The organism is Streptococcus dentiloxodontae (assembly GCF_053206925.1).
In genome coordinates this window covers 12,810-37,196 of sequence record NZ_JBRUHR010000017.1, presented here as the reverse complement: position 1 = coordinate 37,196, position 24,387 = coordinate 12,810, and the positions used below count along the sequence as shown (strand labels likewise).

Below are 24,387 nucleotides of genomic sequence, written 5' to 3'. Positions count from 1 at the left end.
TCCCTTTTGACTTGCACATAAAAAACAGGCCCATTAGACCTGTTTGTGTTTAATGTTTATTTTGACTAGGGTGGTGTGGTTTTTTAACGGCATAGCCTTCTTTGTTAACCTGACGAGCACGGCCAATGGCAACGCTGTCAGTTGGTACATCTTCTGTGATAGTTGATCCGGCTGCAGTAAGAGCATGGTCTCCAATTGTCACAGGTGCAATCAGCGTCGAATTGCTGCCGATAAAAACACAGTCACCGATAGTCGTTTTATATTTATTCTTGCCATCGTAGTTGACCGTGATGGTGCCAGCACCAAAGTTGACATCAGTTCCAACGTCAGCATTTCCGATATAGGTCAAATGACCCGCTTTGCTATTTTCCCCAATCGTCGAGCCTTTCACTTCCACAAAATTACCAATATGGACGTCTTTTTCAAGGGTTGAATCCGGACGAATGTGAGCGTAAGGGCCAACGGTAACACCGTCTTTAACGGTTGAATGTTCAATCATAGAGTTTGTGATAACTGCTCCAGATCCGATCGTCGCATCAACCATATAAGTGCCGTTGGTTAAGATGCTGCCTGCTCCAATCTGAGTCTGACCTTTGAGCGTGACATTTGCTTCTACCAATACATCTGGAGCAATCTGAACATCTACATCAATATAAGTCGCCTCAGGATTTTGGAGGGAAACCCCATTAAGCATGTGTTTTTGATTGATACGGCGGCGCATAACACTTTCAGCGGTTGCCAGAGCTACGCGATCATTAACCCCTAGACTTTCATCAAAATCACGCAAGACAAATGCTCCGACTTTCTCCCCCGCTTCACGAAAAATAGAAATAACATCGGTCAGGTAATACTCACCCTGAGCATTGTTGGTATTAATATTTTTCAAAGCTTCAAAGAGACGCTTATTATCAAAAACATAAGTCCCCGTATTGATTTCTTTGACCTGCTGTTCGTACTCAGAAGCATCTTTTTGTTCTACAATTTTAACAACTTCGCCGTTTTGATTGCGAATAATCCGACCGTAGCCAAAAGGCTCCTCAGCTGTCGCAGTCAAAATTGTTGCGACATTTTTGTGACTGACGTGAAAAGTAATCAAATCCTGTAAGCTTTGCCCCGTAATCAGGGGCGTATCACCTGCAATGACCAGAGTCTGTCCTTCCAGTCCAGCCAATTCCTTTTCAGCCATCATAACAGCATGGCCTGTTCCCAACTGTTCCGTTTGCAAGGCAAACTGAGATTGATCGGCTAAGACTTCTCTGACCAACTCTGCTTTATGACCGATAACCGTCACATTTTTAGCAGGATCAATCGCTGAAACCGAACGAAAAACATGTTCTAGCATGGTAATACCAGAAACTTTATGCAGAACCTTAGGCAAGTCAGACTTCATGCGAGTGCCCTTACCTGCCGCCAAAATAATTGCGTAATTAGACATATTTTTTCCTTATAAAATTAATAAATCGTCTCATTATACCATATTTTGGATAAGAACGAAAAAATGAGAGTGGGAAAAAACCAAACAACTAACAAAAGAGTTTGCCTTCCCGCCCCCCGCATAGCTCAAAAGATTTGAGGGATCTTTTGAGCTGGCAGATAAAGTCAAGTGAAATTGGACCTCAAATTAGATCAAATCAAAAGCATAAAATACGAACAAAACTGCCATTCAACAGTGGTTGAGGGCTCTGAAGTGCCTAATGAACTGTGCAGGGAAACTCTAGGTTAGCTAAAACCACTTGGCTACCTCACGTTCACTGGACGTTTTGAGTCCCAAGCACTATCTTATGATGTAAAAACGAACTCTAATTAAAGAGGTTGGACTTTTTGCCCAACCTTATCAAGATTATTTACTTTGTTTCACAAATTTGGTCTGTGCCAGTTTGCCATGAAGAATATAGTCTACTTGCTTGAGCTCTGACAGAGTTCGGCAGCCCAAGGCACACATGATAAGACGAAGGTCTTCTTTCCAGCCGTTGACAATAGCCACAATGGTGTCTGCTGAATGGTTTTCGACAAGCTGGAGCATTGTTCTTGATAGGCCGACTGCTTTAGCTCCCAATACCAAACATTTTATGATATCTAAAGGATGACGGACACCACCCGAAGCAAGAAGTTCCGTGTTATCGCGCAGCTCTTGTGCGGATAAGAGTGTTTGTACTGTCGTTTGCCCCCAATCATTGAGGTAACTGCGTTTCCCAGCTCTGCTATTTTCAATATAAGCAAAACTGGTACCGCCGCGCCCCGACAGATCAAAGGTCTCAAGTCCCAGTTCTTTAGCATAACGAATCGTTTTTACATCCATGCCAAAGCCTACTTCCTTAAGAACAAGGGGTACTTCAATCTGCTGAGCATAATCTTTCAGATGTTGCTTCCACGCTCGAAAATGACGCTCACCTTCTGGCATCAGCAGTTCCTGCATCAGATTGACATGTACTTGCAAAAAAAGCGGCTGTAATGCTGTCACGGTTTGCTGTCCCAAGTCAATAGACTTGTCTAAACCAATATTAGCCGCTAACTTAAGAGCGGGAAAATCAGAACGAAAGTCATAAGAATCTGGATAGTCATTTTTCAGCGCTGCGCTGTAGGAGCCCGTCACCATCAAAATTCCCGTTCTTGCAGCGACTTCAGCTAGTTTGCGATTAATAGCGCCAGCTTTTTTGGAACCGCCTGTCATAGCATTAATATAAAAAGGAAAATCCCAGTCTTGACCGGCAAAATGGGTGCTTAAGTCAATCTCAGACAAATCGTAACGAGGAAGAGACGTCTGAACCAGCTCCAGATCATCAAAGCTGTTGTAAGGCGCCTCATACTTAAGGGCATACTTGATATGGTCGTCTTTACGGTTGGTCATGTTCCCCACCTTTCCTTATATAGCAGCTCAATGCCGGCGTTTTGCCAGCGTTTAATCAGCTCTTGGCTGTCTGCTGGGTTAAAACTCAGGGCAATGCCGCAGTCACCGCCGCCAGACCCCGATGATTTGGCCACTATATCTAAACCATGCGCAGCTTCCTTGAGCGCCTTTAGTTTATCAATGTAAATAGCTGAGCTAAGGCTGATTAACAGGTCACTGACGTGTTCAAGTCCTGCTTTTACAGCACAAGCATCTCCAAGTTGCAGAGCTTTTTTGATGTTTTGGACTTCTTGTTCTGTTTCCGATAAGAACGTCTGGTTTATAGCTGACTTGGCCTGATTAATCATATCCTTGGAAATAGCCGGCTGACGCGTCCAGCCAACTAAAAAGTCACAGGCAACTGCAGGTTCAATCACATCAATCTGGTAATTCCAATCAGTTGCCAAAACCTCCTTTAGCGAAGCGGTCTCAATCAGCTTTGCTATTTCCCTGCGGTCAAAAGAACGGTAGGCAACCAAATCTGCATAAGAAATACAGGCAATGTCCCCCATAGAACCGTTATCGCCCAACTTTAAAAGCGTGTAGCTGGCCAACTTAAAAAGCTGATCCGCTGACAAATGCACCTCAGCATAGGCAGCAAGAGCCTTTATAGTCAAAACGGTCACACTACCGCTGGAGCCAATGCCAAACTTGAGGCCATCTCGTTCCATCTTTCCTGTAATTGAAAGCTCAAAGGGCTCTAATTCTTGCCCCAGATAATGTTCAAATGTCTCAACCGAAGCCTGAATCAGCTGATAGCCTGCATCGGGTTCTCGTCCTGCTGAATAATCAAACATATCTGACCATAAACGCATTGCCGCTGCTGGTTTAATCTGTGCGGTCATATAGATCGGAATGTGTTGAATCAAAGCAGTCTGACCCACTGTTAAAACTGCGTATTCCCCTGCCAGATAAAGTTTGCCGCCGGTTTGAACTTGAATTGTCTTTGTCATTTAGAGTTCCTTTGTTTTAGATACGATAATCTCGTAATCTTGGGCAAATTGTTTTGCTAAATCTGCTAAATCTTCTTCTAGACAGAGCACCTTAACATTTGGTCCAGCATCCATGGTAAAGTAACAGCGATGGCCTTCCTTACGCAACTTTCTAACTCTGTCCATAGCAGTATAAGAGCTCTCGGTAAGATAGGAAAAACTAGGATTGGCTGTCTTCGTTGTCTGGTGCATGGCTAAAGCATTTTTTTCTGCCAATTCACCGACTTTTTCAAAATCATTGGCCTTGAGATAAGCCAGCATATCTTTATAATCTTGTTTTGATTGCTCCACCCATTCTGAAAATGATGTTGAGGTTTCTGCGCATAATTTCATTCCTTCGCGGCTGGAAATAGCCTTTTTTTGATCATTGATGACGAGCATAATCATGGCTAATTTGAGATCAGTTGCTACAGAGTAAACTTCCCCTGTATCCTTATCCCAGCCTGCCAGAGGACCAAAGAAAGAACGTGAGGCCGAACCTGATGCGAATTTTGCAAGCTGTGCCAGATCTGTTTGATTTTTGCCAGCTTCAAAGAGCAAATTAGCCGCTTTAACCAAAGCAGATAAGCCTGACGAACTAGATGACAACCCTGCAGCTGTCGGCATATTGTTCCACGTTTCAATCTTGACATACTGGCTGGGATCTGTCCGAAAAAGATCCAAAACCTTAGATGCTTTGGCCGTTTCCTTGTCACCCTGAAGGGTATCATCAATATACATGAGATCGCTCTTAGCTTCATTCAAAAAAGATAATTTGGTCTCAGTGTACATATTTTCTAAAGTCAGCGAAATGCTTGAAGTGGCTGGCACCATCTTAACAGCATCAGCTTTCCCCCAATATTTGATGATGGCGATATTAGCGTATGATTTGACACTTACAGGCTTTCTATCCACGTGTTGATGGCTCCTTTTTCTTCTAATTTTTGAGCAATGGCATGCGCTTCTGAACTGGTTTTGGTCAGAGCAATAATACAGCCTCCTAAGCCGCCGCCAGACATCTTAGCACCTAGGGCACCGTAGCTTAGGGCAGTGGCAACCAAATTGTCAGCTTCTGGACTAGATACTCCAAGCTCAGTCAAAAGAAGGTGAGCTGTCGTCATGATACTTCCCAGAGCCTTTGCATCTTTAGCCTCCAAGGCTTTTTCGGCTTTTAGAGTAAGCTGGCCTAGACCATTTAAATAAGGCAGAGCCTTTTCTTCCTGAGCTTCAACCTTTTCCACCGCTTGGCGTGTATGCCCATGAATACCTGTGTCTGCAATGACCAAATGAGCATCCATATCAATAGCCAGATCAGCAAAACCAACATTTTTTATAAATTTAATGGCACGATCACTCAGGCAAGTCTTTGCGTCCAGTCCGCTGGGTTTGATGTGGGCAATAATTTCAGCCTGATTGACCAGCATTTCCAAAGTCTCTTGATCCAGCTCCTGATCAAAATAATCATAAACCGCCCGAATAGCCGCAATGGCCACTGCTGCTGATGAGCCCATCCCCCGTTTTTCGGGTACCATAGATGAAATAGCATAACTAATAGGCTGGTTCTTGATTTCCAGATATTGGAGAGCCGCAAAGATGGCTGTTGTCAGAGGATCCTGAGGTTTCATGACCAAGAGCTTGTCTGCAGACAAAATCTGACAGGTCACCTCAATATCCTTTAAGGGCAATGCAATAGCTGGGTGTCCGTAGACCACCGCATGCTCTCCCATTAAGATAATCTTACTGTGGGCTTTTCCCACACCTATTTTCTTCACCATAATCTAAGTCGTTTCCAATTTTTTTATCCTTATCCATTTTAGCGTAAATTGCTTGGAAATGCACCCCCAAATCATTTTTCCTGAAAATAACAGCCAAAAAAATCCGACAGGAAGTACTGCAGTATATTATATAAAAACATAAAATGAAACGATACAAGCCCATTACAGCCATAGAATTGTTAAAGCTGCTTCCATTAGCTATAAGGCACTTCTCTTAAAACCAGTGCAGGTCACAGTCAGTAATCATAGCAATTGACGCCACCCAAAAGAACAGACAATCTGATATTATAAAGCTTCCTCAAAATGTTTAATCGTCGCCTGCCAGCTCATTCTGGTATCCTCATGAATCAAAAAAGGTGAAGTGTTTTTATACCTAAGATTTGGTTGATAGCTGATGGTATTCATATGCCCTAGATGCGGCGTTATCAAAAGACGAAGCGGCTTAGCAGATTGCATCTTTGTCATTAGGTCAATAGCTGCGCTATAGGAATCCCAAACCTCATCATGCGACGAGGCGATAAGTAATACAGAAGCCTTGATAGACTCTACCGGCAAAAGACTGGCGGGATTCTTTACCAAACAGTTTCGTCCCAAAACATAGGACGACAAAAAATGCCGCCACTGAAAAGCTGTATAAGGAATCTCCCTACCTTGATAAGTCCAAGAGGAACAGCCAGCATTTCTTCTTCCTTTTAGTCCTTCATAAACACAGTCTGTTGGAGAATTAAGTACAGCGGCCTTAAGCTTTGAGAAATGACAAGCTGCCAGCAAGGCAAACTCAGCTCCCTTGGATCTGCCATAAATACCAATCCTCTCCTCATCAACCATTGCCAAGCCTGCCAAATAATGAAGAGCTTCCTCGATGACTTCCAAAGAAATAGCATTCAAATCCGATGGCAAATCTTCCAAACCAAAATAGGCCACAGCCATAGCAACAAAACCTCTGCTGGATAATAGCTGAGCGATATTCTGAGCTTTTTCAAGTCCGCCTTCACTGCCGCTTAGGACAATAACAGCCGGACGATTACGCCAGTTTTCTTGGTAAAAAAGTCTGGCCTTGGCGTATTGCAAAGAAACCGTTTCAACCGACCAGCCCTTTTGGAGATAGTACCTTTTAAATGAATATTGTCCTAACTTCTTTCTGCCTTGAAAAACACTCAGTCTGCAGGAAAAGTGATCATTTAAAGCAATCGCTTCAAAAGTCTTTTCAGGTCTAACCCTTGTTGTCTTTTGAGGCCGAGCAGTCTCAAACAGTCCCATAGCATTGACACCAGTATAGTCTCCCTTAAGCGCTGGACTTTGTGTCACATCCAACCGACCATGATGATCCGTCAAAAAAACAGCTGAAGACTGCCACTTAACACTTTTGGCAAGATTTTGAGGTGCATTGATACAGTAATAATCTTCTAGCTCCAGCACCAGCCTGACTTCAGTAAGAAGCGGCAGATGATCAATAATAATCGTCAAAGGACTGTCTGCCAGCTGTGTGGGATCTTCTATTGAAAAAATGCAAGACATCTTATAACTCCTCGTTCCACGGCAGAGAATCCCAAAGAGTCTCAACAGCCTCCATTAACTCAGATAGATTAGTCAAAAATTTCTCTGGGTACTGCTCAAAAATAATTTGCAGCTGTTCATTGATATAATCATGCTGCTTTTGATGCTCCTGATAAATAGCTTGCCCCTGCCGAGTTAGCTCTAAATTAAAACGTTTATCATCAATGGGAACTTTCCTGATGCAGCCCTTCTGCTCCAGTCTCTTAATTAATTGCGTAACAGCACTGCGGCTTATTCCTCTTTCTCTGGCAATATCAGCCAAGGTGAGCTGAGGCTGACGGGCGATAAGAACAATGGTCTGAACTTCTGCAAAATTAAGTCCTTCTATACGGTGCTGTTTGTATTCTAAGTCTCTGTATTTCTCCAAAAATACCTGACTTCGCTCTAAAAATGATTGATAAGTCATAAAGATACCCCGTTATTGTTAAGTGTATTAACAATAACAAGAAAAAGGCAGACTGTCAACTTAAAAAGCCATCATCAGATGACTTTTATCAGTATTAATTTGACCAGTGACAACCATGGCTTGAGACGATTAATTTATTTTCTCTAAAATGGCTTCATAAGCTTGATAGAAATGCGGCGCTTCAATACCAGCAGCCTGACCGCTGTCATAAAGGCATTTACAGACAAAGAGTAGGTCTTGAGTGTTCCCATGCAAGGTCATGATTTTGCGAGTCAAGGCCTTTTTAGCAAACATGCGTTTCATAAGCGGAGCAGAAATGATAGTCGGTAATTTATAGGCTAAGAGCTCATTTTTATAATGCTTTAGATTGACCCCTCGACTAGTTACAATCTGCGAGGTCTCTCGAATAGATTTGACCGCAATTTTTAAATAATGGGTGGAGTCCATGAGCTTTTCTGCTGCCGCAGTCGTATCCTTGACATCTTCAGACTTACCCATGACTGAAATAACAGCAGCATTAATGGCCATATGCAGCCAAATCCATTCCAACATATCGTAGGGCTGTTCCAGTTTTATGTCACAATCCGCAAAGAGCTGCACTAACTCCTGATAGTTAGGAATGGCTGCTTTTTCTTCTCTTTCTAGCATGAAATGATCAAAAAGACAGCAAGACAACTTATTAGCCACGATATTGCCACCAGCAACGGGATAGCCTAAAATATAAGGGCGTCCCTTTACTAATTTTTCAATATAAGTACGCTCTTCCCAAATGCCACAGGCAAGAAGCAGCGTTCCTGAAATACCATCTGCTGTTAAACTGTCTATGACATTGCTAACCCTGCCTGATGGAACACTAACAAAGATGAAATCGTAATGCTTTGCTGAACAATACTTGACTTGGTAAACATCACTGCTTTGGAGGCCAGCTTTCTCAGCCCGCCCATCCAGCAAGTCCACTTGAAGTTGCTTGACAGCAGCTTTGGGACTGTCCTTTCTGAGGTAATGCTCCACTTCATGTCCTGCCTTTTGAAAGGCATACCCATAAATGCTGCCAATTGTTCCCAAACCTATTACTAGAATTTTCATTTTACTTCTCCTTACGGTCTGCGCTTTTGAATAAGCTGATTAATTTCCTGCGCTTCCTGCCCTAAGTAGAAAAGATCTAAAAGACGGGACATCAGGTAGACAAACAATCCGATGAACAAAAGCACCCAGAGGCTGGCATTCCAGTGGAAAGGGAAACTGAGACCACAGATAATCCCCTCAATAATGACAAGGTCAAAACTGCTGCCTATGATTTCTCGCTGAATTTCCCATTTTTGCCTCATCAGCAACGCCAAATGAATCAAAATATTGACCAAGAACACTTGGAAAATGGTGACCAGCAAGAGCCATTCTGCTCGAAAATAAATGGCAAAGAAGGCTAATAAAATCAAGGAAATAGCGGTTGTCGCTAGAATATTTGTGATGACTTTTTTCATTTATCGGCTTCCTTTCAGGGCTTCTTTGACAGTAGTCAAATAGCGGCGATTGACAATGACCTTCTCACCATTTAACAAAGTTGCCTCCATGCGGCTGTTAAAGAGCGGCCGAATACTTTCCAGAACATTGACATTGAGTAAACAGGCCTTACTGATCTGAACGAAACCGCTGCTGCTCAAATCATTTAGGAGCTGATAGAGCCGTAAATCCGTCTGATAAACCCTATCCGCCAAATAAACAAACGTTTTTTTATCTACACTTTCGATATAGTAAATGTCCGACACATTAACCAGATGTTCCTCATCATCCTGATAACAGCTGAGCTGCCGATCTACCGTTTCCAAAAAAGACAGAATCCGCTCAGTCAGCTTGTCTTTCTGACCGTATTTGAGATGAATTTCTAATTCTTTATACTTGCTGTCTTGCTTGATTCGTAATTTCATACTGCCATTATAGCACAGCTTTTTCAGCAAAAAATCCCACATCAACCAAGATGCAGGATCGGGGGAGTGAGATACAAACACAATTTTTCTTTATTTTAAGTTCAAAACTTGGTTAATAAAGTGCATGCACAATTTTTTCCAAATGCCTAACTCTTCATAATCGGAAAATTCTGCTTGTGTGTTGCTATTAATCACGGATAAACCATGCTCCCCTGTTGCAAACATATGAAGTTCATAAAAGACGCCATTATCTTTCAGTCGCTTGGCATACTCCAAAAGAGCATTATTATAGATACAATCATCATTTTGCATGCCCCAAATAAAGGTTGGGACAGTATTTGGAGAAATATGCTCTATGGGACTGTATTCCTCCAAATTTTCTACTGTCAATTCCTTACCGACGACTGTTTTCAAAGCACCCGTCAAAAAGTCTATCTTAGGCATTGGCGACAGGCTTGTTGGTTGTTCTTTGTCTGGATCAATCATAATTTGTTCATATTGATACTGAAAATCCAATAAAGGATAGGATAGAATTACCAGACTCGGTCTCAAAGCTTCCCCCGGATCATTAAAATACTCTTGTAAAAATGGCTCATTCCAACTATTTGCTAAAAAAGCACTATGAGTAGCTCCCGCTGAGAAACCAATAAAAATAACTTTTTCAGCATCAATATTCCATTTTTGAGCATTTTCTCTAACGACTAAAAGCATTTTGGCTAAATCGTAAAGAGGCTTAGGATAAGCACTGTCTTTTCCGACCGTATAATCAAGAGTGATAGCTTGAAAGCCTTTATTAAGGAAATAAAGTGCGACAGGCTCCTTTTCCCTATCGGTTACTTTGAAGAAGCCTCCGCCACCACAAATAATAACAGCTGGACGAGGATTTTTGTTTTTAATATCTGGTGTTTTTTCGACGAGGTAAGCCGTGTAAGTGACCTCTGACTTTCGCTCGTCTTTCCAGAGAGGTGATGTCTTAATTTTCATTTTCTTATCCTCCTTTAAGGTACTAAAATGATTTTACGTTTTTCTTTTTTGTCTTCCATTAATTGATGAGCCTCCGCTGCTTCGTCAAATTTTTTGATAACCATATCTTCTTCCAGCAACTGCCCCCTTTCAAAAGCATCGTTTAAAATGGTTCCTGCTTCCTGTAGCTGCTTTAAATTAGCATGGCTAATGACAAAACCTTTTATTTGCTGACAATTCATATAAAATGCTCTGCTATCAAACGAGCTGTTTTTGGGTGCTGTCACTAGACCAATGACGCCGCCTAAAGCAAGTAAACCGCAGCTCATTTGCAATGGCATTTTTCCTGATGTATCAATCACGTGATTAAACCCAGAAGGATGCAGGCTTTTCAATTTTTTATAAAGTTTCTGGTCGTGATAATTGAAACAAGCCGAACTGCCAAGGGATTTTAATTTAGAAAAATCTTCTGTACGAGAGGTTGTTACTACCTCTGCTCCCCTTTTTTTAGCAAGGTAAACTAACTTGCTGCCAACGTGACCAGCAGCCCCTCCAATCAGAATTTTTTCCTGTTTATGAACCCTCAGCACATCTTTTAGAATAATTGCTGCCGTCGCTGCAGAATGGACCGCCGCAATTAATTTTAGTGGAGAAATCGTTTGAGGGGCAGGAAAAAGCCGTTCTTCTGGGATTAGCGCGTATTCGCTGGTAATACCCTGCCTGCCATCATACCCCATACTGTTTGTCCAAACCGTATCGCCTATGTTAAACTTTGTCACAGCTTCACCAACTTCTACAACTTGACCAATAGCATCTCTCCCTAAAATATAAGGTTTAGGCAAGTCCGTCTGATAAAGCCCCGAACGGATGAATGTATCCACATAGTTGATAGAAGCAGCTTCAACCTTAATTAAGACAGATTTTGGTATTACTCTAGGAATCGGCAAATCATCAATAATGATAGTTGACGGAGCCCCTGTTTCCTGAAGATAGACTGCTTTCATCTGTCACCCTCCTTTTCTTTAGAATATGATAAAATGGTACAAACCATACAATTTCATTATAAAATAAAATTCTTCCTTTAAACTGGGAAAAATGTAGGCAAGACAATTTTGAGGAGAAACATCATGTCTGTTAATTCATTTGAACATTATCCAATGACTTGGAAACCAGACAAGCAACTGCTAAAATTGCCACTCTATCTTGGGCTAGCTGAACTGCTAGAAAAAGATATTAATGAGGGACGCTTAAGTGCTGAAACCAAATTACCGCCTCAACGCGAACTGGCTGATTTTTTAGATATCAATCTGAGTACCGTAACAAGAGCACTTAAACTCTGTGAACAAAAGGGGCTGATTTATGCCATTATCGGGAAAGGAACGTTTGTCTCTCCTAATAAAATACGACCCTTAGCTTCCTTACAAAAAAGCGAATCTCTCATTCCTCTAGGGAATATGCGGCCTTATTATCAACTCAATCATATTGTATCTGACATTTCGAGACAAATTTTACAAAGTCAGACTGTTGATGACCTTTTTGAATTTGGCAGAGATACGGACATTCAACAGCACAAGGCCACAGCTCAGCAATGGCTGAAAAATATTCAAATCAACGCTGACAGTGAAAACCTTTTTCTAACTTCTGGTACACAAAATGCTCTGCTATTGTTATTTTTGACAGTATTTAAGCCAGGTGACAAAATAGCCGCTGACATGTTTACTTACACGAATTTTATTGCTTTAGCCCAACGCTTTAAGATTGAACTTATCCCAGTGGCTTCTGATGAAAAGGGAATTATCACAGAAGATTTACAAAAAAAGTGCCGTCAGCAAAAAATCAAAGGTCTATACCTTATTCCGACTTCTAACAATCCAACAGGGACAACCATCACACTGGAAAGAAGACTGGAAATTGCATCCGTAATTGAAAAAAATCACCTTCTGTTAATAGAAGATGACGCCTATGCTTTTACAAATTATGAAAGACTGCCAGCTTTATCAACACTAATTCCTAACCAGTCTGTTTATATACACAGTTTATCGAAAGCTCTATTTGCTGGTTTACGGATAGCTTATATGCTGGTTCCTAATTATCTTATTCATGAAATCCATCAGGCCTCTAACGTTATTAATGGTTCTCCTTCTCCGCTAAATGCTCACATCACAAGCAATCTTATCTTAAGTGGTCAGGCAGACATCACCATAACCCAAAAAAGGCAATTATCCCAAGAAAGAAATACCTTGTTTTATCATCATTTTCCAGAAGCTGCTTCTTCTAATCCATTCTCCTTATTTCAATGGTTACCATTACCCCCACATTGGAATGGCTACCAGTTTGAAACTCTCGCAAAAGAAAACGGTGTTGAAGTATTATGCGCTGAACGTTTTCTTGTCGGGGGACTTGTTGATAAATCTGCTTTACGTATTGCCATCTGCTCACCAGATAGCTTAGAAGAGCTGGAAAAAGGACTCTATCTGTTAAAACGCTTGCTTGATTCATGACTTCATAACGTCATTATAGTATAGCTCAACCCTCAAAAAATCCCGCATCAACCAAGATGCAGGATTGAGGGAGTGAGATACAGGGCACCTGAAGTTTATAGGCAGCTGTTGATAGCAAAAACGAGCATTTCAGACAGCCGGCGCCGTTTTAGGCTTAATTTGTCGTCAGACCGCCATCGACGGCGAGCACTGTTCCTGTGATCCACTTGGCCTGATCGGAAGCGAGGAAAGCGGCTGCCTCTCCGATATCCTCGCTGCTGCCGATTTTCTGCAGGGGATAAACCACCTTAACTATCTGACGGAAAGCTTGCTGCTTCTCTTCAGGCAGAGCCTGCAGATTGCGGTTCATCTGAGGTGTCTCAACGTTTCCCGGAGCAATGGCATTGACCCGAACACCCATAGGACCAACTTCAAAGGCCAAGGACTTAGTAAAGGAATTTAGAGCGCCTTTGGTCATCGAATAAGCAGTAGTCGTGCGGCCCGGAAGCATTCTATCTGCAAAACCGGAGGAAATATTGATGACATTTCCTTGACTAGCCTCCAATTGCGGCAGTAATCTCTGTGTCAAAAAGTAAGGCGTTTTGACATTGAGATTGAAATGAGCATCAAATAGAGCTTCGTCCGTCTCAGCAAAAGGTATAAATCGACCCAGCCCTGCATTATTGACCAAAATATCCACCTGCGGAAATACCGCTAAAATCTGGCTTACTGCCCCTTCCACCTGACTGACATCAGCCAGATCAGCTTCTATCGTATGCACCTCGACATCATAGGCTGTTAGCTGTCTGCGAGCCGACGCCAGCTTCTCCGGATTGCGGCCTATCAGTATGAGATTAGCGCCGTTTTGGGCAAAGGCTTTCGCAATCCCCAAACCAATACCATCGCTGCCTCCTGTAATAACAGCATTTTTTTCTTGTAAAGTTACCATCCGTTTATTCCTCCTTTTGTTTCGTGCTATGCAGAAAGGCTGGGACAAAAGTCTCTAGGACTGTCATATAAATAGCCGTAACAGTTTGACGCAGTGGTTGATTGGAAGTCCTTATCCCTTGCTTTGCAAGTGATAGCGGTCTCCCTAATCAACTGTGCGGGGGTGGGACTGCAAAATCGATTTCTACGAAATCCCGATTTTTGTCCCACTCCCATTTGCGTCCCAAACCAGCCCCAGTAAATGCGGTGGCGCTGAATTTTGCCATTTTTTAGTTCCATTAGCTCCAGAATATCAACCTGCTCACCATCCGGTGTTTGGCGCGGGTATTCCCAAACCAGCAGATTATCATCAGCCAAATAAGAGCCATCCCGATACCAACGCACAAGTTCATTTGGTCTGCGGCGGGTTCCTTCTTCCAGAAAGGCACGGATTTGAGCATGGCCTGTCAGCACTCCGCTTTCTTGGTTCATGATAATAGGAACCAATGGAGACTCGAACTCGGCATCCTCTGCATAGAGGCTGATGAGCCCGTCCGTATCACGTTCTTTGGCAAAATGATGCCAATTTTCATACATTTTTTCTGCTACGGTCATATGATTCCTCCTGATATACCGTTCAAACTGCATATCTCCTTGACTAAGAGTAGAACTCTGCTTCGACTTCGTAGATAGCTGGATTATCTGGAAGCGTTCTGACATTGATTTTACTACCAATGGGATAAAGACGTTCCAAGATTAACAGTTGTTCCAATGGCGAATAGTAGGTATTTCCATCACCTCCTTCAATAATCAATCTGTGATAATACTTAAGACCCACACTGTTTTGAACGGTTTGATGTGTTTTTTTATAACCCGTAACGGTTCCTTCAATAGACTGGCCTTCTTGCTGCAACTGCAAATGTCTTTGCTTCGATTTTTTCCCGCTAAGGAGAAAGCCAAGCCCCAATCCACAAAAGATAAGTGCTATGATCCCAAGAGGAATCAATATAATCCCAGCAATATTACTGCCATTCGCATGCGTTAGCACAGCACCCAATAAAAAAACGATGGAACGAGCATGACAACACCTATTATCCCAAAAATACTACCAAGTATTGTCTGGGGTCTCCCGTTTTTCATTATCATGACCTCCTAATTTAATCTTGTATTGATTATAAATAATTTGAAATTTTTTTACAAATTGCAGACCATGATAACATCTTCTGCATTTTCAACAACCGTTTTAAAACCAGCCTTTTGATACATATTACAGGCATAATTTCCCTTTTGGACAGATAGGGAAACCTTGTGATAGCCTTTTCTACTGAGATATTTTAAGAAAGCCTTGAGCAATTCAGTACCAATCCTCTGCCCGCGATAAGCAGGCAGCAGAGACATGGCTAAAGAAGGTATCTCATTATCAATATGACCATAATCATCCATGATACGACACCAAGCAGCACTAACGATTTTCCCATCTCTTTCTGCCACCATGCCTTCATCACCTGAGAATTGTCCAAAATCTTTGACATAGAGCTGCAGCTCTGGCAGTTGGATAATACTTCTATCAGGTGCTGGCACTCCTTTTGGTAAGAAAATGGCTTGATAGAGGAATTCATCTAAAAGCGGGTAGTCTTCTGCTATCATTTGACGAATAGTGGTAGTCATATAATCTCCTTTAATCTTGTTTCATACTTGATTTCTGCCAACTCAGCAAATAGCGATAGTACAGTCCCCGCCTTAAAGTTGCTCCTTGTAACTCAGTCTTTAACAGCTGACGAACAGCATTCATGCGAGGAAAGTTATAGGACACAGGAACCTCTAATGCTTCAGTAGTTGTGGTGTGGTGAAGAAAATTGCTAATTTTGACAGGAATAATTCTGACTGCTTCTATCAGCCAATCTGTAATCGCAGAAGGTTTAGCCAGACCGACAATAATCAGATGTCCTTCAGGTTTTAAAAGCGAAACTACTTTTTGGACAGCCCTTGTCATATCCATATGATGCAAAGAAGCAACAAAAATAATAGCGTCGAAAGATTCTGATTCAGCTTGAAAATCTTCAAAGGTAGTCGTTTGAAAGCATAGATTGTTCTCATACTTATTTTGACTACATGCCCTCTGAATACATGCTTCATCTGGATCAATCCCAATAATCGTACGCTCTTTAGCCGATAAGTACATAGCTAAACGACCATCACCACAGCCGACATCCAAAATCTTTTGCTCTCCATTCGCTAGCTGTTGACCAATCCAAGAAAAATAAGCTGTGTTATGATTCCAATAGGGAAATTTTTTCTTTGTCATCCCAAATACCTTTTTAATGCTTCTTTTTCCTGCTCCGTCAGCTCCCGATACGTTCCAACAGGCAAATCCCCCAATTTAAATGGCCCAAAGGAAATCCGTTTGAGGTAGGTGACTTTAACCCCATAGGCCAGAAACATTTTCTTAACCTGATGAAATTTACCTTCAGAAATGGTAATGTAGGCACGGCTGACTTCTGAACTAGAACTAATAATCTCTAACTTGGCTGGTTTACAAACGCTGCCATCTAAAAAAGCTATGCCATTTTCAAAGAAAGCAGGCGCATCAAAACCCAGCTCGTCGTTAACTTCTACATAGTAAGTCTTGTCCACATGGTGCTTGGGATGAAGCAGACGAAAACCCAAGGGGCCGTTATTGGTGATAAGAACCAACCCTTCGGTGTCGCGATCCAGCCGCCCGACAGGGTAAAGACCCTCTGCACGGTCTGCCTCCGCAATCAAGTCAATCGCCGTTCTATGGTTCTTATCTGATACCGCCGATACAACACCTGCAGGTTTATTAAGAATATAATAAACATCCGGTGAATAACTGATTTCTTTGCCGGATACCGTGATCAATTGCAGATTGGGGTCAACATTGAGACTGTCTGCTGCAGCCACTTCATTGTCCACGCGCACCTGCCGGCTGCGAATGAGCTTTTTGACCTGACCTCGCGAGCCAAAACCTGCCTGACCGAGTAATTTATCTAAACGCATAATTGTATTGTATCATGTCAAACCAAATTTTTGCATATTTTAGAGATAAAAGGTAAACTACCACTACTTAGTATCATCAAAAATAAATCAGGAGAATATAAATGGGACTCTTACAAAATGGTAAATGGGTTGATCAATGGTACGATACCGCATCGACCGGCGGAAAATTTATCCGCACGACCACACAATTTCGCAACTGGATAACAACAGATGGGGCTGCAGGTCCGACCGGTAACGGCGGCTTTAAAGCTGAATCCGGACGCTATCACCTCTACATTTCGCTGGCCTGCCCTTGGGCTTCTCGTACTCTCATCATGCGTGCACTCAAAGGCTTGGAAGAGCACATCAGCATCTCTATCGTGCATCCTCTCATGTTGGAAAATGGCTGGACTTTTGAGCCAGCAGATGGCGTCATTGCAGATACCGAACTGCACAGTGATTTTCTCTATCAAGTTTATCTGGCTGCGCAGCCAGATTATTCGGGACGTGTGACCGTTCCTGTCCTCTGGGACAAGAAAACCAAGACCATCGTTAACAACGAATCTGCTGAAATCATGCGCATGCTCAACACCGCCTTCAATGACATTACAGGAAATACCGCTGACTACTACCCAGCTGATTGGCAGGCTGACATTGATGCCATGAACGACTTTATCTATCCCAATATCAATAACGGCGTCTATAAGGCTGGCTTTGCTACTTCTCAAACCGTTTATGAGAAGGAAGTCAAAAACCTCTTTGCAGCACTGGACAAACTAGAAGCCCTGCTGAATTCTCAGAATTGGCTGGTCGGCAATCGCTTCACCGAAGCGGACATTCGCCTCTTTACCACCTTGGTGCGCTTTGACTCGGTTTATCATGGCCATTTCAAGTGCAACATCCGCCGCCTGGTTGATTATCCCAACCTCTGGAACTATACCAAACGCATTTACAACCTGCCAGGCATCGCTGCAACGGTCAATTTTGATCATATCAAACAACATTACTATGGCAGCCACAAAACCATCAACCCAACAGGTATTGTACCCGTTGGGCCAGATTTGGATTGGATAGAATAATGTGATACTCTGTTTAGAATTATGTTTTCCAAATAATTAACTAAGTTTACTAGACTTGCTTTAAAGTAACCTTTTCAGAAATTTTCAAAAATGGGATATAAAACATTGTCGTCACAGCAATAATAACTATCTGTACCAACACAACTTTAAAATCTCCAGCGCTAGCAAGATAACCACTAATAAGTGGAGGGGTTGTCCATGGGATATAAACAGATAGTGGTTCAACAAATCCAATGAAAGTTGCAAAATAACCGATAAGAGCGCCAATTACTGGCGATAGTACAAATGGAATCATCATGGGAATATTAAATACAATTGGAAGTCCAAAAATGATTGGCTCATTAATTTCAAAAATCCCTGGAGCCGTACTTAATTTTGCAATCTCTCGATAAGGTTTAAATTTAATAAAAAGCAAGACCGCAATAATTAAAGCAATTGTTCCTCCCGTTCCTCCCATTTGAGAGTAACACGTCACAAAATCACTGTTAATGATGTGTTTAGGAACCTCACCAGCATTTACTGCTGCCATATTATCATTCATATTAATCAGCAAAAGCGGATCAAGTAGCGAACCATTAATAACAGTTTGATGAATACCCAATGTAAATAAGAAATTACCTGTTGAATAGATTAGTATAAATCCAAATAAAGACGTGTTAACCTTGCGAAGAGGCTCTTGAATAATCGTTGAAATAATGGTAATCAGATCTGTATCAAATAAACTAATCAAAGTTGCCGATACCAAGGCAAATAAAGAGAGTGTAATCATTGTTGGTAGCATCACGCTAAAACTATTACCAACTGCGGGTGGGATATTATCCCCTAAATGAATCTGCAAAAATTTTTGTTTAGACAGAAACATATACAGTTCAGTTGCCAAGAGACCCACGATAATACCTGCAAACATTCCTTGAGTTCCTAAATTTGTATAAGTGAGTACTCCAGATACTGTAACAGACTGCTCCGCATCAACAGGTGTCACAGTAATATAGATAGCCATCATGATAATAAGAGAAGCAAGAGCTACAGGAACTGTTGATATAGGATTGCTATAGCCTTTGTTTTTTGATAAGCAGTACGCAATCATGGCAGCAATCAAAATACTTGATATGTTTAAGGTTCCATTAGTAATAACATTGCCAATAACTTGAAACTTTGTTAATGTTCCACCCGAGAAAAACCAAGGAAAAACAACGTTATTTACTAGAACTGCTAAACCAGCCAAAATAAACATTGGCATAATGGTTGAAAAGGCATCACGCAAACTTCTAAGATGAACTTGATTGCCAACTTTAGCAGAAAAGTCTGTAAATTTATCCAAAAAACTTACTTTTGAAGACATACTTTACCTCCTTATTGATTCACCGTTTGATTTAATGACATTTTTAAACCAATCATAACTTTTTTTAGGCACTCTCCTCATATCACGTAAATCATGATTCCCACGATTAACGTAAACCAAACCATAACGTTTTTCCATGTCACCTTGGGAGCTTAAAATATCAATCAAGCCCCAGCCTAAATAGCCAATAACCTTAACACCATCAATATTTATTGCATCATACATTGCTAATAAATGATTTTTATGGTATTCAATTCTATAATCATCTTGAATAGGATTTTGACCATCCCATTTTTCTCTAACACCAATCCCGTTTTCTAAAATAAAAATTGGAATACGATATCTTTGATATAATTTATTTAAAACATCTCTAAATCCCAAAGGATCAATTTGCCACCCCCACTCCGTGGCACTGATATAGGGATTTTTTTTGTGACCAATTGAAGCATAATGATTGGGCAAATCTTTATTCAAGTCAATATTTTCGGCAGACACTACTGAAGAAGCATAATAGCTAAAAGAAATAAAATCACTTTTTTGCCTTTTTATGCTTTTTATCTCTTCTTTTGTTGCAGCCATATCGATATTATGGGATTCAACATATCTCATCACCTCATCAGAGTAGCCTTTTCCAACAAAAGCATCTAAAAGTGTAAAATTAAGAAATTCATCAACTTTTCGTGCAACTAAGATATCTCTCGGATGACATGTCTCGGGATAAACTTCAGAGTAAGCTAGCATTCCTCCAATAAAACAATTCTTATAATTATCATGAATGTAATTGACTATTTCAGCATGACTAACCATAACATTATGGGAAATCTTATATAATTCTTCATCAGTTTTAGGACCATCATTTAAATAACCTGAAATTTTAAACGCTTCTCTCGTATGGTAAAGATTCTGTTCATTAAAGGTTATCCAGTAATTCACTTTACTAGAGAACTCATCAACTACTTTCTTACCATACCTTATAAAGGCCTCTTTGACTTCTTTAGCAACAAAGCCGTTGTAACGTTCTGCCAATGATAACGGCATATCAAAATGGTACAGACATATCATCGGTTTAATACCACGAGAGATAAGTGCATCAATTATTTTATGATAATATTTGAAGCCTTCTTCGTTAAACTCTCCATCACCATCAGGCACTATTCTACTCCAAGAAATCTGAAAACGATAACAATTCATCCCCAAATCTTTAATAAAGTCAAAATCCTCTTCAAAATGATGGTAATTATCATTCGCAAAATGCCAATCCGAATGCTCTTCTGTAGCATTGCGAATGTCATAAACAGACAAGCCTTTCCCACCTTCATTCCATCCACCCTCAGTTTGCATACTTGAAACTGAATTGCCCCATAAAAATTCTTTACTCAGCATTGTTAGTTATCCTCCCTACTCTATGAATTTCTTTATAAACATCTATGACTTCTTTTGCCAGATCAATAAAAGTAATTGCGTTCATTAAATGATCTTGACCATGAACCATTAGCAAACTCATTTCTATAGGCTTCCCTGAAGCTTCAGCAGCCAGCTGCTTGGTTTGAGAATTGTGAGCTAAAATAAGAGCAGCATTGGCTTCCTCTATTTTCATTGTTGCATTTTTAAAATCATATTGTTTTGCAAACTTAATCGCTTCTATAGCTTTCCCTTTTGCATCTCCACCGAAAATAATCAATCCCATAATAGATTCTAATTCTTTTTCAGTCATATCACACACCTCAAAATGACGTCCCCAGCAACTCTAAGGCAGAAGATAACACATTATCTCCTTTCATTAACCCATAATCTTGCATGTTAATAACATCCACTTTAATTCCTTTTGCTTCATACTTTTCTCTAAATTCATTTAATAAAAATTTAACTTGAGGACCAAGTAGTATAACATCAATTTGTTTATCATCTACTTCTTTATCTACAGAGGCCGTTGGCACTGCAAAAATCATGATTTCTTTATCAGGAAATTTTGTTTTTGCTGCATTTATCATTTTATTCACTAACATACTCGTTGACATTCCTGCATTACAAGCTAACATAATCGTAATCATTTTTAGTTTCCTCCTTTAATAATCTTCAATGTTAGTATATCCTGTCTTGTAAAAAGAGCAAAACTATTTTAAATCGGAAAAAATCATAAAAAAAAAGACACTAGCATTAAATTTTATACAGTGTCTTCTTTTCCTTTTGATAAATCTACCTTTTTTTAATTAAAAAAAGTGATTTTAGTTTTCTACAGTATCTTTTCAACATATTTTTTTCAAAAAATATAAACAGTTTTAAAAAAAATATACACTAATTTTTTTAGATTTCTTTTATCATTCGAATCATATTGGCATAATCTCCTTCAGGAATCTGAATACCAAATTCAATTTCCAAGTCAAAACAAACTTCCTTTAACTTATAATAAATTTTTTTGTTGGTAGCAATGATTCTGTCAACATTTGGCAACTGAGGATAACGCTTTCCTTTTTGAAGGTGGCTAATTAAACAAGCAAGATGGATAAAAAAACCAACTTCTTTTGAGCTGGAAAAATTTCCAGAATATTTTTTTATCTCTTTAACACAACGTGGCAATACCCTCTTAAGTCTCGAAATATTCAATGATGGCTGTTGCTCTTTCAAGTACTTATAAATCTCAGAATAATCCATTTCAATAGTCTCAACTTCATAATTTCCCATAAGCACTTTTGTTAATTGTTCCAACGGAGCTCCATACAATTGATTAGCTGAGATAAATTTTAAACCGCTTATTTTTGGATTTATTGTTCCCACAAGACAAATGACATCTGCTTCCTCTTGTATTAAATTTATTTTATATTTTAGCTTAGACTTATTTTCCATTGCTAGAGGAATAATCTCTATTTCTCTAGCATTATCACAATGCTTTTCTATATAATTTTTCATCGAAAGTGCTGCGCCTTGACCACTCATACATAATGTTATAATAACTTTTTTTGAGGCTAGTCTTTTTTGAGAGTTGTTGCCTAATTGAAAACTTTTTCCAATAAGTTCCAATGTTTCCCTATAAAAATCATCTATTGAACTCGCATTTTCCAGATTTCGGACACATTCTAAAACAATTAACGTCATCGGTATTGCGATTGCTTTGATATAAATACCGGTTTCTTTACTTATCGTCTCTAATATGGCTTTTATTGATCCCATATCGTATAAAACAACAATACCTCTTCCATTATCAATTTCAATAATTTTATACTTCAGTTCTTCATAAACTGTTTTTAAATCTTTTTGAAGCAATAAATTATAATAATGGAGATTAGGATTATTAATTAAGTCTTTTGTAACAGCTACAATTGATTCTGATACTCTTCCATGCATTGTTACTAATAGCTGTATACTTTGACTTTGGGGTTGACGATTACTTTCTCCGTCATTCAAAAGAAATAACACAATATAACTTATCTCATTATCACCCAAATTAGTTGAATAGATGTTATTTAAATCCTTTATAAGTTCTCGTGACAAATTAAACGTTCGAGGATGAGAGGCTAATATTTCTTTTTTTTCTTCTTGAGAAAACGTTTCTCTATAGTGGACATTATTTATAGCTGAATATAAGTAAAGAGTTAGTCCACCTAACAATTGTTCAGAAAAGTCTTGCTTCAATTCATGAGAACATGCTTTTAAAAATACCTCAACAAATCTCATCAATTTTTTGCCTGTAATTTTTACAATAGCTTCTCTATCAGCTTGCTCTGAATTGTTCTCTTTCAAATGAATTAATTTTAAATTGTCATCAATCTCTTTACTGATAATCGTTTGGATATCATGATTAGAGATTCCCTCTTCTCTTAAAAGAGCTACGCGCTCATCTATTTTATTATAAACAGATTGTGCTCGTTGATTAATTACTTTTTCTTTTTTTATCCCTTCAGGGGTTATCACATAAGAAAATTTCTCTGATATTAACTTTTCTAATTCCATACGTTTACTAGAATAAAACATAAAACCTTTATGGACATTAATTGAGAAATCTTGCATATATATGGTAACCATACCTGTCCTATGTCCCATTTCCCTCAAATATGCTTTTGCGCAAGCCAAACGAATATCCTTTTTTAATTCCTTAATGTTTTCTTGACAAGGATAAAGCAACAAGTTTCTGATAATTTCTTCATTTAAAAAAACATTTTTTCCTAAACGATTAACTTCATTTTTAAAAAAGTGCATGATAAGTTCTAAGCGATCATTCAAATTTAATTCCACTAGCTTTGGTAACTTTAGACACACTGGAAATTTAGAGGAAAAATAATTTTGAAAATCTATATCAACTGTTTCATCTATTGAACAAACCAAAAAGAAATCCTTGTTTTGTTGTTCAATTTTTTCAAGAATCTGGCTCCTAATGTTTTCATCTAAAACATTTATATGGTTAATGAAAATAAATTGCCCCTTTGAGTGATTTAATATTTTAACTAACATGTCATCATCTGAATTCTTAGTTTTTAATAAATGATGAATACAATTCACTTCAATATATTTAGTTCCTTTGGGAAGTATTTTCTCGCTCAAGGCAAATTGATACATCAGTTTTGCAAAGTAACTCTTTCCAGTTCCTTTTTCACCAATAATAAGACTTGCTAAGCCAAAATCTGGGTAGTTTAGGCCTGCTTTAGCTAGATCTACTTCTTTTTTCAAAAAAGAATCATTACCCACTAAATATTTAAAAGAAGACTCATCCTTAGGAGGGATTGTATTTAAAAAATATATTACTGGTCTGCCAGAAGATTTAATCAGCTTATTTTCTCTGACTAACTGATTCAAAATAGCAGACACATTGCTTCTTTGCATATTGAGTTTATAGGCTAAATCTGATGTAATAACACCATTAGCTAATTCTTCTGAACGAGAACAGATATAATCATAGACGATGTCTTTTATATATTTTTTCATTTTTCTACCAACCTTCAAGATTATCCTAATTTCCAAATGCTCACAATATTAGTATACCTTTTTTATGAGTAAAATTTTCTTTTTATACACACTATAAAAGCAAAAAGGAAGAGAGTATAACAAGCTCCCATGATTGTCACACAATCATAAATGGTAGCCTA

General features: G+C 39.5%; 25 protein-coding genes. 2 read left to right on the top strand and 23 right to left on the bottom strand.

All coding sequences use genetic code 11. The features are described 5' to 3' along the window. Positions 1 to 49: 49 nt before the first annotated feature. From glmU to ACVRZ8_RS08360, 12 genes are all read right to left on the bottom strand, one after another. On the bottom strand, positions 50 to 1,435 hold the full coding sequence (gene glmU / locus ACVRZ8_RS08415; protein ID WP_447448873.1) for a bifunctional UDP-N-acetylglucosamine diphosphorylase/glucosamine-1-phosphate N-acetyltransferase GlmU: 1,386 nt from the start codon (positions 1,433 to 1,435) through the stop codon (positions 50 to 52). Between the two features lie 405 nt (positions 1,436 to 1,840). Next, positions 1,841 to 2,848, bottom strand: coding sequence for a type 2 isopentenyl-diphosphate Delta-isomerase (gene fni / locus ACVRZ8_RS08410; protein WP_447448872.1), 1,008 nt, complete (start codon positions 2,846 to 2,848; stop codon positions 1,841 to 1,843). Next, on the bottom strand, positions 2,845 to 3,840 hold the full coding sequence (locus ACVRZ8_RS08405; RefSeq protein ID WP_447448871.1) for a phosphomevalonate kinase: 996 nt from the start codon (positions 3,838 to 3,840) through the stop codon (positions 2,845 to 2,847). The genes fni and ACVRZ8_RS08405 overlap by 4 nt, the downstream gene beginning before the upstream one ends. Then, the gene (gene mvaD / locus ACVRZ8_RS08400; protein WP_447448869.1) at positions 3,841 to 4,773 is read right to left on the bottom strand and encodes a diphosphomevalonate decarboxylase; all 933 of its coding nucleotides are present in this window, start codon (positions 4,771 to 4,773) and stop codon (positions 3,841 to 3,843) included. Then, positions 4,755 to 5,633 carry a mevalonate kinase gene (mvk, locus tag ACVRZ8_RS08395; protein WP_447448868.1) on the bottom strand — a complete coding sequence of 293 codons (879 nt, stop codon included), beginning with the start codon at positions 5,631 to 5,633 and terminating at the stop codon, positions 4,755 to 4,757. Before mvk ends, mvaD begins: the two co-directional genes overlap by 19 nt. A gap of 285 nt (positions 5,634 to 5,918) precedes the next feature. Next, positions 5,919 to 7,151: an acyl-CoA thioesterase/BAAT N-terminal domain-containing protein gene (locus ACVRZ8_RS08390; protein ID WP_447448867.1), complete on the bottom strand. Its 1,233-nt coding sequence runs from the start codon at positions 7,149 to 7,151 to the stop codon at positions 5,919 to 5,921. A 1-nt stretch (position 7,152) separates the two neighbouring features. Further along, the gene (locus tag ACVRZ8_RS08385; protein ID WP_447448866.1) at positions 7,153 to 7,596 is read right to left on the bottom strand and encodes a MarR family winged helix-turn-helix transcriptional regulator; all 444 of its coding nucleotides are present in this window, start codon (positions 7,594 to 7,596) and stop codon (positions 7,153 to 7,155) included. A 129-nt stretch (positions 7,597 to 7,725) separates the two neighbouring features. Beyond that, positions 7,726 to 8,682, bottom strand: a complete 957-nt coding sequence (locus ACVRZ8_RS08380) for a ketopantoate reductase family protein (RefSeq protein WP_447448865.1) — start codon at positions 8,680 to 8,682, stop codon at positions 7,726 to 7,728. Between the two features lie 11 nt (positions 8,683 to 8,693). Further along, the gene (locus tag ACVRZ8_RS08375) at positions 8,694 to 9,077 is read right to left on the bottom strand and encodes a hypothetical protein (protein ID WP_447448864.1); all 384 of its coding nucleotides are present in this window, start codon (positions 9,075 to 9,077) and stop codon (positions 8,694 to 8,696) included. Then, positions 9,078 to 9,563 carry a LytTR family DNA-binding domain-containing protein gene (locus ACVRZ8_RS08370; RefSeq protein WP_447448886.1) on the bottom strand — a complete coding sequence of 162 codons (486 nt, stop codon included), beginning with the start codon at positions 9,561 to 9,563 and terminating at the stop codon, positions 9,078 to 9,080. Positions 9,564 to 9,611: 48 nt separating this feature from the next. Then, positions 9,612 to 10,505, bottom strand: a complete 894-nt coding sequence (locus tag ACVRZ8_RS08365; protein WP_447448863.1) for an alpha/beta hydrolase — start codon at positions 10,503 to 10,505, stop codon at positions 9,612 to 9,614. A gap of 14 nt (positions 10,506 to 10,519) precedes the next feature. Further along, positions 10,520 to 11,488, bottom strand: coding sequence for an alcohol dehydrogenase catalytic domain-containing protein (locus tag ACVRZ8_RS08360; RefSeq protein ID WP_447448862.1), 969 nt, complete (start codon positions 11,486 to 11,488; stop codon positions 10,520 to 10,522). Between the two features lie 123 nt (positions 11,489 to 11,611). On the opposite strand from ACVRZ8_RS08360, the gene ACVRZ8_RS08355 reads away from it, so the two are divergent. Further along, on the top strand, positions 11,612 to 12,985 hold the full coding sequence (locus tag ACVRZ8_RS08355; protein ID WP_447448861.1) for an aminotransferase-like domain-containing protein: 1,374 nt from the start codon (positions 11,612 to 11,614) through the stop codon (positions 12,983 to 12,985). 154 nt (positions 12,986 to 13,139) lie between these two features. On the opposite strand, the gene ACVRZ8_RS08350 is transcribed toward ACVRZ8_RS08355, so the two are convergent. From ACVRZ8_RS08350 to ACVRZ8_RS08325, 6 genes are all read right to left on the bottom strand, one after another. Next, positions 13,140 to 13,913: an SDR family NAD(P)-dependent oxidoreductase gene (locus ACVRZ8_RS08350; protein WP_447448860.1), complete on the bottom strand. Its 774-nt coding sequence runs from the start codon at positions 13,911 to 13,913 to the stop codon at positions 13,140 to 13,142. A gap of 26 nt (positions 13,914 to 13,939) precedes the next feature. Further along, entirely contained in the window at positions 13,940 to 14,506 is a 567-nt protein-coding gene (locus tag ACVRZ8_RS08345) for a nuclear transport factor 2 family protein (RefSeq protein WP_447448859.1), read from the bottom strand. A gap of 43 nt (positions 14,507 to 14,549) precedes the next feature. Continuing rightward, on the bottom strand, positions 14,550 to 14,939 hold the full coding sequence (locus ACVRZ8_RS08340; protein WP_447448858.1) for a hypothetical protein: 390 nt from the start codon (positions 14,937 to 14,939) through the stop codon (positions 14,550 to 14,552). Between the two features lie 146 nt (positions 14,940 to 15,085). Further along, positions 15,086 to 15,559: a GNAT family N-acetyltransferase gene (locus ACVRZ8_RS08335; RefSeq protein ID WP_447448857.1), complete on the bottom strand. Its 474-nt coding sequence runs from the start codon at positions 15,557 to 15,559 to the stop codon at positions 15,086 to 15,088. 10 nt (positions 15,560 to 15,569) lie between these two features. Next, a complete protein-coding gene (locus ACVRZ8_RS08330; RefSeq protein WP_447448856.1) occupies positions 15,570 to 16,196 on the bottom strand; it encodes a class I SAM-dependent methyltransferase in 627 nt (208 codons plus the stop codon). Then, complete coding sequence (locus tag ACVRZ8_RS08325; protein WP_447448855.1) at positions 16,193 to 16,909, bottom strand: pseudouridine synthase; 717 nt, start codon at positions 16,907 to 16,909, stop codon at positions 16,193 to 16,195. The genes ACVRZ8_RS08330 and ACVRZ8_RS08325 overlap by 4 nt, the downstream gene beginning before the upstream one ends. A gap of 101 nt (positions 16,910 to 17,010) precedes the next feature. Here ACVRZ8_RS08325 and ACVRZ8_RS08320 point away from each other — a divergent pair, with 101 nt between their 5' ends. Continuing rightward, positions 17,011 to 17,967 (top strand): glutathione S-transferase family protein, encoded by a 957-nt coding sequence (locus ACVRZ8_RS08320; RefSeq protein ID WP_447448854.1) that lies wholly within the window; start codon positions 17,011 to 17,013, stop codon positions 17,965 to 17,967. A 49-nt stretch (positions 17,968 to 18,016) separates the two neighbouring features. Here ACVRZ8_RS08320 and ACVRZ8_RS08315 read toward each other — a convergent pair whose 3' ends face one another. The 5 genes from ACVRZ8_RS08315 to ACVRZ8_RS08295 all read right to left on the bottom strand — a co-directional run bounded on the left by ACVRZ8_RS08315 (position 18,017) and on the right by ACVRZ8_RS08295 (position 24,226). Further along, positions 18,017 to 19,309 carry a PTS sugar transporter subunit IIC gene (locus ACVRZ8_RS08315; protein WP_447448853.1) on the bottom strand — a complete coding sequence of 431 codons (1,293 nt, stop codon included), beginning with the start codon at positions 19,307 to 19,309 and terminating at the stop codon, positions 18,017 to 18,019. Positions 19,310 to 19,312: 3 nt separating this feature from the next. Continuing rightward, positions 19,313 to 20,692, bottom strand: coding sequence for a glycoside hydrolase family 1 protein (locus ACVRZ8_RS08310; protein WP_447448852.1), 1,380 nt, complete (start codon positions 20,690 to 20,692; stop codon positions 19,313 to 19,315). Next, positions 20,682 to 21,023 carry a PTS lactose/cellobiose transporter subunit IIA gene (locus ACVRZ8_RS08305; RefSeq protein ID WP_447448851.1) on the bottom strand — a complete coding sequence of 114 codons (342 nt, stop codon included), beginning with the start codon at positions 21,021 to 21,023 and terminating at the stop codon, positions 20,682 to 20,684. The genes ACVRZ8_RS08310 and ACVRZ8_RS08305 overlap by 11 nt, the downstream gene beginning before the upstream one ends. Positions 21,024 to 21,033: 10 nt before the next feature. Continuing rightward, positions 21,034 to 21,360 carry a PTS sugar transporter subunit IIB gene (locus tag ACVRZ8_RS08300; RefSeq protein WP_447448850.1) on the bottom strand — a complete coding sequence of 109 codons (327 nt, stop codon included), beginning with the start codon at positions 21,358 to 21,360 and terminating at the stop codon, positions 21,034 to 21,036. 253 nt (positions 21,361 to 21,613) lie between these two features. Beyond that, positions 21,614 to 24,226 carry a PRD domain-containing protein gene (locus tag ACVRZ8_RS08295; RefSeq protein WP_447448849.1) on the bottom strand — a complete coding sequence of 871 codons (2,613 nt, stop codon included), beginning with the start codon at positions 24,224 to 24,226 and terminating at the stop codon, positions 21,614 to 21,616. Between the last annotated feature and the right edge of the window lie 161 nt (positions 24,227 to 24,387).

What these genes read in the sequence shown, in the direction of transcription:
- ACVRZ8_RS08370 (WP_447448886.1), bottom strand. Translation starts at nt 9,563, where the DNA reads ATGTGGGATTTTTTGCTGAAAAAGCTGTGCTATAATGGCAGTATGAAA.
- ACVRZ8_RS08300 (WP_447448850.1), bottom strand. Translation starts at nt 21,360, where the DNA reads ATGATTACGATTATGTTAGCTTGTAATGCAGGAATGTCAACGAGTATG.
- ACVRZ8_RS08405 (WP_447448871.1), bottom strand. Translation starts at nt 3,840, where the DNA reads ATGACAAAGACAATTCAAGTTCAAACCGGCGGCAAACTTTATCTGGCA.
- ACVRZ8_RS08335 (WP_447448857.1), bottom strand. Translation starts at nt 15,559, where the DNA reads ATGACTACCACTATTCGTCAAATGATAGCAGAAGACTACCCGCTTTTA.
- ACVRZ8_RS08305 (WP_447448851.1), bottom strand. Translation starts at nt 21,023, where the DNA reads ATGACTGAAAAAGAATTAGAATCTATTATGGGATTGATTATTTTCGGT.
- ACVRZ8_RS08360 (WP_447448862.1), bottom strand. Translation starts at nt 11,488, where the DNA reads ATGAAAGCAGTCTATCTTCAGGAAACAGGGGCTCCGTCAACTATCATT.
- ACVRZ8_RS08355 (WP_447448861.1), top strand. Translation starts at nt 11,612, where the DNA reads ATGTCTGTTAATTCATTTGAACATTATCCAATGACTTGGAAACCAGAC.
- ACVRZ8_RS08380 (WP_447448865.1), bottom strand. Translation starts at nt 8,682, where the DNA reads ATGAAAATTCTAGTAATAGGTTTGGGAACAATTGGCAGCATTTATGGG.
- ACVRZ8_RS08330 (WP_447448856.1), bottom strand. Translation starts at nt 16,196, where the DNA reads ATGACAAAGAAAAAATTTCCCTATTGGAATCATAACACAGCTTATTTT.
- ACVRZ8_RS08310 (WP_447448852.1), bottom strand. Translation starts at nt 20,692, where the DNA reads ATGCTGAGTAAAGAATTTTTATGGGGCAATTCAGTTTCAAGTATGCAA.
- ACVRZ8_RS08350 (WP_447448860.1), bottom strand. Translation starts at nt 13,913, where the DNA reads ATGGTAACTTTACAAGAAAAAAATGCTGTTATTACAGGAGGCAGCGAT.
- ACVRZ8_RS08390 (WP_447448867.1), bottom strand. Translation starts at nt 7,151, where the DNA reads ATGTCTTGCATTTTTTCAATAGAAGATCCCACACAGCTGGCAGACAGT.
- ACVRZ8_RS08295 (WP_447448849.1), bottom strand. Translation starts at nt 24,226, where the DNA reads ATGAAAAAATATATAAAAGACATCGTCTATGATTATATCTGTTCTCGT.
- ACVRZ8_RS08385 (WP_447448866.1), bottom strand. Translation starts at nt 7,596, where the DNA reads ATGACTTATCAATCATTTTTAGAGCGAAGTCAGGTATTTTTGGAGAAA.
- ACVRZ8_RS08375 (WP_447448864.1), bottom strand. Translation starts at nt 9,077, where the DNA reads ATGAAAAAAGTCATCACAAATATTCTAGCGACAACCGCTATTTCCTTG.
- ACVRZ8_RS08345 (WP_447448859.1), bottom strand. Translation starts at nt 14,506, where the DNA reads ATGACCGTAGCAGAAAAAATGTATGAAAATTGGCATCATTTTGCCAAA.
- ACVRZ8_RS08315 (WP_447448853.1), bottom strand. Translation starts at nt 19,309, where the DNA reads ATGTCTTCAAAAGTAAGTTTTTTGGATAAATTTACAGACTTTTCTGCT.
- mvk (WP_447448868.1), bottom strand. Translation starts at nt 5,633, where the DNA reads ATGGTGAAGAAAATAGGTGTGGGAAAAGCCCACAGTAAGATTATCTTA.
- ACVRZ8_RS08320 (WP_447448854.1), top strand. Translation starts at nt 17,011, where the DNA reads ATGGGACTCTTACAAAATGGTAAATGGGTTGATCAATGGTACGATACC.
- ACVRZ8_RS08325 (WP_447448855.1), bottom strand. Translation starts at nt 16,909, where the DNA reads ATGCGTTTAGATAAATTACTCGGTCAGGCAGGTTTTGGCTCGCGAGGT.
- ACVRZ8_RS08365 (WP_447448863.1), bottom strand. Translation starts at nt 10,505, where the DNA reads ATGAAAATTAAGACATCACCTCTCTGGAAAGACGAGCGAAAGTCAGAG.
- fni (WP_447448872.1), bottom strand. Translation starts at nt 2,848, where the DNA reads ATGACCAACCGTAAAGACGACCATATCAAGTATGCCCTTAAGTATGAG.
- glmU (WP_447448873.1), bottom strand. Translation starts at nt 1,435, where the DNA reads ATGTCTAATTACGCAATTATTTTGGCGGCAGGTAAGGGCACTCGCATG.